General features: G+C 35.0%; 12 protein-coding genes. All 12 read left to right on the forward strand.

The genetic code is table 11. The annotated features are described in order from the left end of the window. Positions 1–646: 646 nt before the first annotated feature. The 12 genes from DESOR_RS04585 to DESOR_RS29245 all read left to right on the forward strand — a co-directional run bounded on the left by DESOR_RS04585 (position 647) and on the right by DESOR_RS29245 (position 13,820). On the forward strand, positions 647–1,093 hold the full coding sequence (locus DESOR_RS04585) for a hypothetical protein (RefSeq protein ID WP_042331923.1): 447 nt from the start codon (positions 647–649) through the stop codon (positions 1,091–1,093). A gap of 232 nt (positions 1,094–1,325) precedes the next feature. After that, complete coding sequence (locus DESOR_RS04590; protein ID WP_014183440.1) at positions 1,326–2,288, forward strand: cation diffusion facilitator family transporter; 963 nt, start codon at positions 1,326–1,328, stop codon at positions 2,286–2,288. A gap of 99 nt (positions 2,289–2,387) precedes the next feature. Then, on the forward strand, positions 2,388–2,654 hold the full coding sequence (locus DESOR_RS04595) for a hypothetical protein (protein ID WP_042330806.1): 267 nt from the start codon (positions 2,388–2,390) through the stop codon (positions 2,652–2,654). Positions 2,655–2,850: 196 nt separating this feature from the next. Further along, complete coding sequence (locus tag DESOR_RS04600; RefSeq protein ID WP_014183442.1) at positions 2,851–4,191, forward strand: tyrosine-type recombinase/integrase; 1,341 nt, start codon at positions 2,851–2,853, stop codon at positions 4,189–4,191. A 19-nt stretch (positions 4,192–4,210) separates the two neighbouring features. Next, positions 4,211–5,062, forward strand: a complete 852-nt coding sequence (locus tag DESOR_RS04605) for a hypothetical protein (protein ID WP_014183443.1) — start codon at positions 4,211–4,213, stop codon at positions 5,060–5,062. 122 nt (positions 5,063–5,184) lie between these two features. After that, a complete protein-coding gene (gene istA, locus DESOR_RS04610; RefSeq protein ID WP_014183190.1) occupies positions 5,185–6,696 on the forward strand; it encodes an IS21 family transposase in 1,512 nt (503 codons plus the stop codon). Further along, complete coding sequence (gene istB / locus DESOR_RS04615; RefSeq protein ID WP_014183191.1) at positions 6,689–7,429, forward strand: IS21-like element helper ATPase IstB; 741 nt, start codon at positions 6,689–6,691, stop codon at positions 7,427–7,429. Before istA ends, istB begins: the two co-directional genes overlap by 8 nt. Before the next feature lie 91 nt (positions 7,430–7,520). Next, positions 7,521–8,975: a tyrosine-type recombinase/integrase gene (locus DESOR_RS04620; RefSeq protein ID WP_014183444.1), complete on the forward strand. Its 1,455-nt coding sequence runs from the start codon at positions 7,521–7,523 to the stop codon at positions 8,973–8,975. Next, positions 8,972–10,792, forward strand: coding sequence for a hypothetical protein (locus tag DESOR_RS04625; RefSeq protein ID WP_014183445.1), 1,821 nt, complete (start codon positions 8,972–8,974; stop codon positions 10,790–10,792). Before DESOR_RS04620 ends, DESOR_RS04625 begins: the two co-directional genes overlap by 4 nt. Further along, the gene (locus DESOR_RS04630) at positions 10,777–11,373 is read left to right on the forward strand and encodes a hypothetical protein (protein WP_014183446.1); all 597 of its coding nucleotides are present in this window, start codon (positions 10,777–10,779) and stop codon (positions 11,371–11,373) included. The genes DESOR_RS04625 and DESOR_RS04630 overlap by 16 nt, the downstream gene beginning before the upstream one ends. A gap of 20 nt (positions 11,374–11,393) precedes the next feature. Next, positions 11,394–13,157, forward strand: coding sequence for a single-stranded-DNA-specific exonuclease RecJ (recJ, locus tag DESOR_RS04635; RefSeq protein WP_014183447.1), 1,764 nt, complete (start codon positions 11,394–11,396; stop codon positions 13,155–13,157). 516 nt (positions 13,158–13,673) lie between these two features. Then, positions 13,674–13,820, forward strand: coding sequence for a hypothetical protein (locus tag DESOR_RS29245; RefSeq protein ID WP_014183448.1), 147 nt, complete (start codon positions 13,674–13,676; stop codon positions 13,818–13,820). The last annotated feature ends 191 nt before the right edge of the window (positions 13,821–14,011 follow it).

A 14,011-nucleotide genomic window follows, 5' to 3' on the forward strand; every position in this document is an offset into this window, starting at 1 on the left:
CGTATTTTAAGGGTGCTTATTGCCGATTGTTAAAAGCAGACATTCGGAGGTGATTTCATGTACGGATACGGGTGTGGTGCTGGTGTCGGTGTCGGTGCCGGAATTATTGCAATTGCCATTTTGATTTTAATTGCTTTAGGAGTAATCTTTTAAACCTCACAAAATAACAAGGACCCCTTCATTGAGGTCCTTGTTATTTTATCTTTTGATGGCACTGCGGCAGCGGCTTGGACGTCTTCTTTATAAAAAATAACGATAAAAGGCGCATGCATTGTATTATGCAGCGCCATTAATCATTAAGTCAGAAATTCATAAGATTTAAGTTTACCACCACCACCAACGGCGAAAACCCCACCAAGGTCCAAATCCAAAACCGCCAAAGCCCCACCAAGGGAAGCCCCAACCCCAGCGTCTCCACCACATAGAGAAAACCTCCTTTAATTATCGTTTAATCTTATAATGAGAATTACCTTTGCTCTACTAACACAATATGAAAATAATGGAAATTAGTGAATCGATTAGTAATGTTATTCAAGCTATGAGATCAGAAATATCTATGACAGACTTTATCAGGGGAAGATGAAGGTTAATTTTCTTCAAGCTGGGAAATACTAGAATGAATATGGCCGTGGGGGAGAGAGGTTTCTTGGGGTTCATTCTATTAGTATTACTAGAAGTAATACTTCTTCTTTCCGCCGGAATGACATTTTTTGGTGGGATTCGAGGCGCTGTTGCAGCAACCGTTGTTTTAAGCGGTATAAACTATCTCACTCACGAAGGAGGAGAGTTTTGGCACTGGGAGATTCCTCTGCTTATTGGCGGACTGATAGGTATCCTCTTATTATTTTTGATAGGCAAAAAAGCGAATAAAACTCAGGTTATAGGTGGGTTTGTAGGAGGGTTAAGCGGCTTAATTTTTTTGGGCGCTTTTGCTACGCCCATTGTTGCATTACTCATATGGGCTTTAGTGCTTGGAACAGGTTTAATCCCTAAATATAAAAAAAGTCAGGTACTATGGAGCTTAGCACCTTCTTTTTTGCGAATTATCCTGGGTATAGGATGGATTGTCTATGGAAATCTTTTAGTCCATTAAACTCTGTTAAGGGATAAAACTATGATTCCTTTTACATTATCCAATGGAAAAAATCTTGCTATAATGTGGATTGTTTGATATGTTATACATAAACTAATTATTGTCAGGCATATAGCTGGGCTTCAGCTTTGGGGCAGCGGAGAAATCTGCGGGACTACCTTTATAAGGGGTCCCATTTTTATGTTATATCCTTATACTTTCTAAGTAAGAAAATAGTGAGGAGAGTGAAATTGTGGATGAGAAGACACAGGTGGCCTCATTATCAGTCGTATCAAACGCTTTGTTAACAACCGCAAAAATTGGCGTGGGTATAATAAGTGGTTCAGTTAGTATTTTATCGGAAGGGATTCACTCTGGTCTTGACCTGGTTGCGGCTTTTATTGCATTGTTTGCGGTGAAAGAGTCGGGAAAGCCGGCAGATTCATGTCATGCCTATGGTCATGGTAAGATTGAAAATGTTTCCGGTACTATTGAAGCCGGTTTGATTTTTTTAGCGGCAATTATGATTATTGTTGAAGCTGTTCAGAAAATACAAGGGATTATTAATGGCGGCGGGTATGTCTCAGAAATTGGCTTGAAACTGGGATTGTTTGTCATGGGAATCTCAGCACTTATGAACATAATTGTATCCAGACGACTTATGAAAGTGGCCAAACAAACGGATTCTGTTGCCTTGGAAGCAGATGCTTTGCATTTACGGACGGATGTGGTTACCTCGGGGGGGGTTTTATTGGGATTGTTGATGATTAAGCTTACGGGTTGGACGATCATAGACCCAATTATAGCCTTTGGAGTAGCCTTAATGATAATAAGAGCAGCAATTGACTTGACTAAAAAAGCCTTTGCTCCATTGGTTGATGTCAGCTTGCCGGATGAAGAACGAGAGATTATAGCTGAAGTTCTTCACCTCCACTCAGACGAATTTGTTGAGTTTCACAAACTGCGAACACGTAAGGCCGGAGCGGAAAGACATGTTGATTTGCACCTGGTTGTTGCCAAGTTTACTCCTCTTGTTGATGTCCATGAATTATGCGATAGGATCGAAAATGAAATCAATGAAAAATTATCGGTTACTCATGTTCTAATTCATGCAGAACCCTGCAGCAGCAGAGATGAAGAATGTCCTGTTGATGATAAAACGGCTCCTGTATGTCAGCGCTGTGAATTTGAGAGGCTGGACAGGAGAGAAGAATAATAGGGTTCAATGTCGGGTTCGTATATATGCCGCCGAATATGGATAATGGTTGCTGCAATTTTTGGTCTGTTTTATAATGAAAGTCTGGAGGAGTATTTTGTGAAACGTATATGGTCTGTTGAACATTCTTCCGGACAAGTTGCGGAAAAACTGTACAATGTTTTGGGGATATCACCTGTTGTTTCCGAAATATTGTTTCAGAGAGGGTATCGCCGGCCTGAAGAAGCGATTGAATTTCTGCGTCCAACGCTCTTGAATTTACATTCTCCCTTCAGTTTTTGCGATATGTCCCTTGCCGTTGATCGTTTGTCCTACGCCTTAAAACATCAAGAAAAGGTCCTTGTTTATGGTGATTATGATAAATAACGACTTAGTAAGTTGTAATATGGTCTAGACCTAAGTTTCAATATAGTGATTATATAGGTACTTTATGCATTGTATAAATTACATGCTGTATAAGTACTTATTTTTTATTGACAATAGTCAATAAAATAACGACTTGTGGACATGTCTAATTTGTTATATCATTGATATAACAAATTAGATTTTGGAGGCTTTAACAGTGTACATTATTGAGGAAAAATTAGTAGATGGAGAACCATTATACATAAAAAGATATAAGGCCATTGATAGTAATAATGATTATGAGGAGAGGATTTATATCTCTCAAGCAACCATTTCTAGGGACAATAATGATTACATCATGATTTACGATAATAAAACGAAAGTAATCAGAGACGCCTTTAGATATCTAAATAGCGTTCAATTACTAAAGAAACCTATAAACAGTAGATTATCAATATCATCATCCTTAAAGCGCCTTTATGAATTTCTTACTATCTTTCAATATGACATAAATAATCTTGGGGTAAAAGAAGTTGCCCAGCTTAAGGACTTTTTATATGGTGGAAAAAAAGCAGGTATTTCATATGAATTTAAATTTGTCTCAATGCGAAATGCTGATACGATTAATCAGTATTTGTCAAAATATAGAAAATACTTGAAGTTCTTAAACATAAGTAATGAGACAATTAACGAGAGGCAAAACTCAAGGAATCTTGAATTGAGTCAAGATTATAACAAAGGCATTTCAGAAAAAATTCAGGAAAGATATGTTGTGAGTGATCCTTCGCAACAAAATAAAAGAACTGTACCTAGGTATATTAGCGAAGCAAAATTTGAAAGCATAATTTTATATATTAAAAAAAAATACTCTCTAAGAGAAGAAATTATTGTCCGTTTAATGTTTGAAAATGGTCTAAGACTAGGTGAGACACTGGGACTGACACTGGAAGATGTAGAAGATACACTAATTACTATTAGAAACAGACTTACAGACAAAAAAGATCAACATGCTAAGACATGCTACCATCCTAAAAATGTTGATGATTACAAGAGATCTATTTATTCCACGTGGGGTAAAGGCTATCAAACAATAAAACCAAAACTATTACTCATAAATAAAATCCAAGAATATATTGATATTTCTCATGGCAAAATGAGTTCTAAAAAAAGGGCGAATTACTTATGCAAAGCCAAAGCTGATAAGGTCACAAATGGAGCGAGCCTGGAAGGCGATAACTATTATTTGTTTTTAAATAAGGACGGTAAACCACTGGCCCAAGATGGATGGAATAAAATACTTAGAGATATTTTCAACAAGACTGGAATTGATATTGATGAAGGTGTTAGGAAACACAATTTAAGTCATCGTTTTCGTCATGGGTTTGCCATGAAGATAATAAAAGAAGGGGCTGAAATATTTGAAGTTGCAAAGGCTTTGAGACATTCAAATGTAGCCTCCGTAATGTGTTACTTCAGACCGACTGAGGAAGATGTCTACGATGCAAATAAAATGGGTGCAGAGGCGATGATCAAACAAATACCAGAATTAGAAATATAAATAAATCAGGAGAGTCTTCATGAGAGATGGATATGAGTATTATACAAAAAGAGTCTTTAGCAAAATAGAAAATGGACAACTAAAGACTCTTTTAAATAGTTATCTTGAAGGGTTATATACCACTCTTGAAGTATGGACTTTCAATCGGATTTTTAATGAAATGATTAATTCCTTCGAGAACGTTAAAATTACCGATTTGACATGGGATTTAATGTGTAATCAAATAAGAAATATGAAGAGTGGTTACAAATATCTAATAAGGTTTTATGGCTATGCTCAAAAATCAGGGGCTTGCTTAGGATGTCATGATGAATATTTAAAAAGAAATTCATGGATATTATTTGATAATAAAGACATTCATGTGAATGAAAGTAACATAAGCAAGTTTTATTTTTCAGGGGGTAGCCCAGAGAATTTCTTTATTATTAGCAATGGAAAATTTCCCCCTTGCTACATTTACATTGATACCGCAAATAGTAAATTGAATAAAATATTTAATTTGTTTATCAAGTTTAGAGAGGGTCTATTGACAAATGAAGTCATGTTAGCAGATTTTCTTAGAAATTTTGAATTAAGTCTTGGCCAATATTCCAGTCTTATTAATGATATGAGAGATTTTAACTATGAAACCTTTGATACTCAATTTAAATATTTTAGTACTGATGATGATAAAAAGAGGCAAATACGCATTTTTTACCTCAAAAGTTTCTATGTTTTCCTCATTCGTTTTTTTGAGGATATAAGAGAAAAACATGACGTGCTTAATATTGAGCACGGAATTGACAAAGCATTTTTATGTAAAGAGAATTTCTCGACACTTTATGAAGAAGGTGTGAATGGTAAACTAAACCATACACATTTACGCCAATGAAAGCATACAAGTTTCTGCCACAAACCATACAACATTTTGCCAATAACCATACAACTTAAATCAAATACAGCTATCTGACTTTGTTAGAATAGGGGCTAGCAAAGAGGTCAGGAGCTGTTAGAATGAAAGGATTTAAGATGTATAAACAGATACAGCAACTTAAAGAGATTGGATTCACTCGATCTCGGGCTGCCAAGCAGCTGAACATAAATCGGGAAACCGTAACAAGATATTGGAACATGACAGCGGATGAATTCGCCAAACAGCTGTATAGCATTAACCGAGAACTGCTACTTTCAAAATATGAGGAAATTATCATCAGCTGGTTGAAACAATACCCAACAATGACAGCCGCACAAGTATGCGATTGGCTCAAGGAGCATTACAAAGAGGATATCAAGGAACGAACGGTCAGCCGTTATGTCAAAGGGTTACGAGAGGAATATAATCTTAAAAAATCCAATCATCCCAGAGATTATGAGGCTGTAGAAGAGCTCCCAATGGGGCAGCAGTTACAGGTGGACTTTGGTGAAAAGTGGATGCAATCCATTGATGGGCAGCGTGTAAAGATTCGCTTTGCAGCCTTTGTACTCGCTCATGCACGTTACAAATGGGCATTCTTTCAAACTCGGCCATTCACAACAAGCGATCTGGTTTCAAGCTGTCATCAGTGCTTTAGATATATAGGTGGGATGCCGCTAGAAATGGTATTTGATCAGGATAGTATCGTCAGCGTTTCAGAAAACTATGGAGATATTATTCATACCTTTGAGTTTGAGAAGTTCCGGCAAGAATGCAATTTAAAAGTATACCTCTGCCGCGCAGCTGATCCGGAAAGCAAAGGTAAGATCGAGAATGTGGTTAAATTCATCAAGTATAATTTCCTTGAAAACAGACTTTTTGCTGATGAGGAAGTTCTCAACAGTTCGTTCCTAAAATGGTTGGATAGAACCGGTAATGCGAAAATTCACGGCACTACCAAAAAGATACCAGCCAAGGTGTTTGAAGATGAACGTGAACACCTAAGACCTCTGCTGGACATCCGATTAAATGGTGATGTAACCATCTGCAGAAATGTTCGGAAAGATAACACGATCGTCTACGACAGCAATCGGTACTCTTTACCTCTCGGTACATACAACAACCAAAAAGAGGTCAGCATTGAAGCGAAGAATGAAAAATTGACGATTATGACCGTATTCGGTGAATTTATCTGTGAACATCCCATCTCAACCGGCAGAGGTCAATTAATTAAGAGCACCAGTCATTCCAGAGATATTACAGACTCGATGGATAAAGCTCAAACTACTGTTGATAAGCTGTTATTATTCAAGGCAACCGATTTTCTGCAGACAATTCGAACAGAAAAAGCACGCTATGCCCGTGATCAGTTCCGGTTGCTGCAAACATTATGCGATAAATATGGAATTGATGACGTACTAAATGCCATCAAATATTGTGAGGTGAGCAAACTCTTCGGAATAACGTATGTAAAGGATTTTTTAGAGCACAGTGCTAAACCAAAACAAGTAATCGTCCTGAATGCTATTCCGGTTAGCAACAACAAGTACCATGTAACTACAGAGAAACGCTCTTTGGATGTGTATGCAAAGGCAGGTGGCAACCATGAATGAACGGATTGAACGTGTCAATGCATTAGTATCGGGACTGCATTTGGTCCCTGTTGATTTAGAAAACCTATATGCTAAAAAGAATAATCTCACGCCTCTCGAAAGCGTTGAGGTTTTCCTTTCAGAGCAACAACGTCTTCGGACCGAAAAGCAAAATCTAATTCGCAGAAGAAGAGCAAATCTACCCGCCGAAAAAACCCTGGAAACCTTCGACTTCGGATTCCAACGCAGCGTATCTAAGGAACAGATGCTAAGATTGTCCGATATGACTTGGGTTGAGCAAGCGTTCAACATTTGTTTTCTGGGCCCCCCTGGTATCGGAAAAACGCATTTGGCTTTATCCTTAGCGGTCCAGGCTTTAAACCTAGGTTATGCCGTAGCTTTTACGACCTTGGATGAACTCATAATTACACTAAAAACCTCGCAAATCTCGACCGCCAGTAAGAGACGAATAAAAATACTCAACTCGGCAGCACTGGTTATTATTGATGAAGTTGGCTTCATGCCACTTTCTACAATAGAAGCCAACCTATTCTTCGGTTTCGTGTCCTCAATGTCCGAGAAAACATCACTGATTATTACCTCAAACAAAGGATTCGATGAATGGGTTGACTTTTTAGGGGATGCAACAATTACAACTGCGATTTTAGACCGTCTTATCCACCACTGCGAGATTTTAAATATGACGGGCAACAGCTACAGACTCCAACATAGGAAGACTATAACCCAGAAATAAAATGTTGTATGGTTTGTGGCGAAAAGTTGCTGGTTTTACTTGACTGCTTACAGAAGGGTATAAAGTAGTTTATTTAAATAAGTTTGATAGTGTGCCAGTTTTTGATAAATGGTATGTAGCTCAAAACCGTCGAAATCACTCTACAGCTTATAAGTCAGATGATTATGTACCTTTTGATTTTACAAGGGTAAAAGACCATACTATGAGAAAAGAACTAAAGGAATGGGTTTTTTTAAGTGACAAATCATTAAAGACTCTGAAGAATATGGTGAATTGCGTTTTCCTCTTCTTCGAGTTTGTTGAAGGTGACGAAATAAAGAAATTTAGATCCAATATTGTAAGCATCAGCGATTATATTAATGAAAAAAATAACTTTATAATAAATGAAAGCAATGTCATGGTTTTTAGACAGTTCGGTAAACAAAGTTTTGATAGTGAGGAAACTCTAAACTCATATATTTCTTCAATACGTTCATTTGTCAAGTACATTGATTCGAAGCATATATACCCGATTAGTTCGGGAATATATGATTTCCTCACGGTAAAAACGAGTAAAGGGTTAAGTGGGAAAAAAATAGAAGATGAAGATTTACGTAAGATGGTTTTAGCTTTTAAAGACAATATGATAAAAGGAAATTATATTGATAAGCTATTTTGGATATTCATGCACCTGATGTTAACAACCAATTTTAGACCCAATGATATTTGTTCGTTAAAAATCAATTGTATTGCTGACGCAATGAAAACTGGTGACAAAGTTTTGCAGAGTAAGGATAAAAGTATCAAGTTGAAAACAAAAACATCAAGGGGCAAAGAAATTGATGTCAATCCTTCAGAATATACAATAAGAGCGATAAATGAAGCCATATTAGTAACTGATTTTATACGAAAGTCAGGTAAAAAAAATCAGCTTGGAGATTATATTTTTATTCAAAAAGATCCACATGGAAATACCGCGGGAATAAACTACGACTTATTTTACAGGAAATTCAAGCAAATAACGGGGGGATTGGAATTAAAAGGTGGACCGTATACGGTAAATAATTGCAGGCATACGTACATGACCAAGCTTTTTGAGGAAGCAGTAAAGAATGGCAATGTATATAAATCGATAATTGCTACGGGACATAGGGATTATGCAACTACAATTAAGCACTATATAAAGCCAGAAATTAGTGACTATCTGGAAGCTTTCTACGGAGTCACATTAGGGAATATAACTCTAAAAGGTGAAATAGTAGCAAATTTGGAAGACTCAATGGAAGATTTACCAAAGGATATTCGAGAAATTACGGTGAAAAGTGGCTGTGGGTTTTGTAAAGGTAATATAACTATTCGATGTATTGATTGTTTATTGTGTTCAAACTTTATAGTGACAATTGATAGAATTCCATATTTTGAAAATAGCATTGAAGAGATAAATCTCAAAATACAAAACCAGAGCATTTTACATGAAAAAGAGCACTTGTTATCTATCAAAAAACTATATGTTAGTTATTTAGCAGAGTTAGTGACCCTTAAGGAAAATGAAGAGGCTGAAATATGAATGAAATTATTAATACTCACGAACTTGATAAAATTGCTAACACTGCTGATGAAAAACATATTTTCTTAAATACTTTCATAATTGATAGATTACCTTTTTTCAATGTTGAAATATATTTTTCTCAAGATTTATGGGATTTTAATGATTATATTCCAGAAATGGGTCCCTACAAGAAAAAGTATGATTTTAGTAAAATACACTATGCGTATAAAGATTATGTTAAAAGATATATCCTGGAATTATTAATCAACGAAAAAAGTGTAAGTAGCATTTCAAAGTATCTAGGTTATGCCAGCAAAATAGTTTTATTTTTTATTAATAAAAATATTTTTAATCCAACATTCGTGACAATAAGCCATATTAATGACTTTAACGAATATTTAAAGGAGCGATATTCGACGGAAAGCGAAAGAAGACATAATCGAAGAATATTGATAACTATTTTAAAGTATATTGAAAGAGATAAGAGTGTGGATTTCTCTTATGAAAGAGAAATATTGGATGAAACTGACACAGAACTTCTTAAACAACAAATAGAAAATGGCAAAACTCCAAATATTCCTTATGAAATATATGAAAATATTATATCCGTCGGGATTAAAGAAATAAATTCAGCCGAGACGAGCGATAAGGAAAAAATTGAAGCATCTACAGTTGTACTATTATCTCAGGTGGGAATGAGAATTCACGAATTAGCACTTTGTAAGTCAGGGAAAAAAGTTTCTATCACCTGTTTTGATAACACTAAGGCCGTAAACTACTTGGAATTTACCACGTTTAAATCGGAACGACAACGATCCCGTGGTAAAATAACAAAAAGTTTTCTAACTCCGATTGGTGAATTAGCTTACGATACCTTAGAAAAATTAACTCGCGAAAATAGAGCAAAGGCTAAAATCAAATCTGACTTTATATTTGCTAACCCCTCATCAATCTATCCATATAGTACACAAACTCTTAATCACATGTTGCAACGATTTATGGTCAGAAATAGTTGCAAGTTAGATTTAATAAATAAAAGGTATGATGGATTCAGTATTTTTACTCTTAAAAGAAACAAAAAAGAAGGTATTGTAAAGCCAGAGTATTGCCAACATTTAAAAGATGTAGATACTGTTGCTATTCCAACGCCTCGGCAATTCAGAGTTGCAGTGTGTAATGAACTAATCCGACAGGGCAAAGACATTGGATGGGTTATGCAACATATGAATCACTTATTAATTGAGACAACCGAGCATTACGTTAGGAATGATGAACGAGAAAAGGAAAAAGCCAAAGGTATTCTTCATGATATTCTAACGGGAGAATTTAAGCTCATCGGAGAAGAAGCTGAAGTGTTTTTGGAGGGGATTGATAGATTTTTAGAAGAAAAAAAGTTTAATGTAAAATATGACTTAGCTCAAATAATTGATGAACTAGTTGAAATCGTTCCTATTAGAGAAAAAAGTGGAGGTTACTGTATTAAAAGTGCATTTGGGAGAAAATGTACAAAAAATGAATTCCTGTGCGCTTTTGAGATGTGCCCTAATCATTGTACAAGTTTTCTTTATGCAGATATCACATATAAACGATTTAATGAGTGTTTGAAAGTTATTGAATATAACAAAGCTAATAATTATATTGCTCAAGCCGAAGTTGAAAGCCGAAAGTTACAAAGATTGGTAAAAAGGGATTTGATGCAGGAGCTAGAGGAATTATACAATGAGATTAGAAAGCATGGTAAAGATACAATAATATCAAAACATAAGAATCTTAAACATATTGCGGATAATATTTCTGAGATAATGGGAGAGGTAAGACCATGGTTGACGTATTAAAAGAGTCTATTGAAAACAAGCTTAAAGAATATGGATTACCTAAGTTCGAAGACTTAAGACCGAATATACAAGAACATTTATTGAAAATCCAAAATGTTATAAATGACATTGTAGAAACGCGAAAGAAATGTATCGATATCTATAAACAAAGTAATATTAATGTTAATTCAGTTGTGGAAAGGGTTCGTTCTTTTCAACAAGAGAATAGTGAAAAAAGAAACATGTCCAGACAAACAATCTATAACAATAGAGAAATATTGGAAACATATATTTTAAAATACCAGGAAGAAGTTGAAAAAACAGATATTTTTAAACAAGTTGCTAAAGAAATGGAAATAAAGAACTCTGAGATTAGTGGTTTGAATAAGATTATCTTACAAATGAGGGATAGGGATTTAGATGAACAAATTTATTTGAATAAAATTGACCAATTAGAACGTGAAAATAAGAATTTAATAGATCAAATACAAAAGCTGAATGAATTATCTGCAATTAACCATATGAATCTAAATGAATTACAGCAGAAAATTAGAATATATGAAAAAAACCTAGCCAAAAAAGTTACAAGCATTTCAAATTAATTCGTAGGGGGATTAGATTATTGGAAAAGTGGTTCATTAGAAATACAAAAAATTTCTTAGAAAAGAATTCTAAGAGTTTAGGTATTAGTAATTTGTTATGTAAATTATTAGCGAATAGAGGTATAACTACCTTTGATAGTGCTATGAGTTTTATCAAACCAGAATTCGATCAATTACATGATCCCAGGTTGATGAAAGATATTGAGAAAGGTGCAAGCATCATAATAGATAAGATTGAAAAAGGAAAAAAAATAAGGATAATAGGGGATTACGATGTTGATGGCGTTATAAGCACCTTTTTGCTATATAAGGCATTGATTAGGTGCAATGCAGTAGTAGATTATGACATTCCACATCGAATTTTAGACGGCTATGGAATCAATATAGACATTATCAAAAAGGCTAAAAACGAAGGTGTCGATACATTAATCACATGCGACAATGGGATATCAGCTATCGAGCAAATTGATTATGCAAAAGATTTAGGATTGACTGTTATTATTACTGACCATCATGAAGTAGCATTTTCAGAGGATATTGAAGGAAATAGAATTTATAAAACACCCAATGCTGATGCTGTAATTGATATAAAGCAAATGGATTGTAATTATCCGTGCAAAACCTTATGCGGAGCTGGTGTAGCCTTTAAGCTTGTTCAAGTCATATTTGAAGAAATGAATATTCCAAAAGAAGAAGCATTTTCATTTGTTGAATATGTTGCTATCGCTACAGTATGTGATGTAGTTGACTTGATTGAGGAAAATCGAATATTTGTCAAAAAAGGGCTTGAAATGATCAACAACACTCAGAATATGGGACTCAAAGCCCTTATCAAACAAACTGGTATTGAGGACAAGAACATAAATGTTTATTATCTTGGATTTATAATTGGACCATGTATTAACGCTTCAGGAAGATTAGATAGTGCTAAAATGGGGTTAAGATTATTGCTCACTGATAATATCACCGAAGCCAGTGAAATTGCATTGGAACTTCATAAACTAAATACTGAACGAAAAGAAATGACAATTAAAGGGGTAGATGAAATTGTTCAAATTATTGAAGGTTCAAATATAAGGAATGATAAAGTTTTTATTGTTTATAAGCCAAATATACACGAAAGCATTGCAGGTATAATAGCTGGCAAAATTCGGGAGCGATATAATGTTCCAACTATTGTGCTAACGGATAGTGAGCAAGGTGTTAAAGGTTCAGGTCGGTCTATTGAGGAATACAACATGTTTGAGGAACTATCACATTGCAATGAATTATTGAAGAGATTTGGTGGACATGAGATGGCCGCAGGGTTATCGTTAGAAGCTATGAATGTGGATGCCCTAAGAGAACGTATGAATCGTCTAACTACATTAACTGAAGAGGACTTAACTCGTAAGATTCGTGTTGATGGATTAATATCACTTGACAAAATCAATCTTGCGTTGGCAGAGGAGTTAACCATTCTTGAACCGTATGGTAAAGGGAATGCAAAACCGCTTTTCGCGGAGAAAGACATTTCTATCTCTAGGAGTTCAATACTTGGCGCTAAGAAAAATGTATTAAAACTGAAACTATTAACAGAAAGTAATAAACAGTTAGATTGTGTCTACTTCGGAGATATTAACTCCTTCGAGGTCTATATAATTGAAAAATTTGGACAAAGTGAATTAGATAAAATGCACAATGGATTAAAAAACAACGTGAAATTGGACATGATTTTTACAATAGAAGTTAATGAATACAATGGTAACAGGACGGTACAACTGATATTACAGAGTTATAGATAAAACCTCGTCGTGGGTTATGGCTCGACCAAGAACATTGTATTTATAGAAATAGCTTACAGAGAGCCTGAGAGCAGATTTAAGGCGTTTATATTAGTTGACAAGGTAAAACTACCAGAATCTATATATCGGCTGTTTAAGTGGTTAATATGTGAGTGTGAGATATGATTGATTTTAAGACTTCCTAGTTCGGTTGCCAATAGACGGGATGCTAAAGGCAAAAATGGAAAGCAAATAGATTCTTAAAAAATCTGTATTCTAAATAGAAAAATTAATCAAGAAGACTGTGCATGGGATTTATGGAGACTCATGGACAAATTCAATCAACGTCAGGTAGTCACAGCGCTCAGAGATGTAATACATTTTATTAAGGAGAATTACGATTATATTTTTATAGACTTACCTACACGGTAGATAAAAAATATCTACGACCAGCAAAAAATATACATTTTTATCTGAATAAACAAGAAGTAATATTTGAAAGTAGTTAAGCTTAAAGTGGGATATGGAGGGAAATTAATGAAAGAACCTGGGAAATTGACCATAAAAGTAAAACGCAAAAAAGGGGGGGGAATTAAAAAAATTACTACATTCGGTAAATTTGAATGTAGAACAACGAGAGAGCTAAATTATCTATCCCGAGTTTTGAAGAATCTATTTCACTAAGACGCTCTTTAAGACTTTAACTATTAGTATTGTATGCGTAACTGGTTTGATCCTGATCAACCCATCTTATGGAGATTTTACTAGTGGCTTATTTAAATCCACTAGTTTACTGATTGCCTGCAATTATGCCAACCAGGTTAGCGAGAGAGGGTGTGCAAATATAAACGTATCAATTGATACCATTGTTATCC

The sequence above is a fragment of the Desulfosporosinus orientis DSM 765 genome, assembly GCF_000235605.1.
GTDB classification, from domain to species: Bacteria; Bacillota; Desulfitobacteriia; order Desulfitobacteriales; family Desulfitobacteriaceae; genus Desulfosporosinus; species Desulfosporosinus orientis.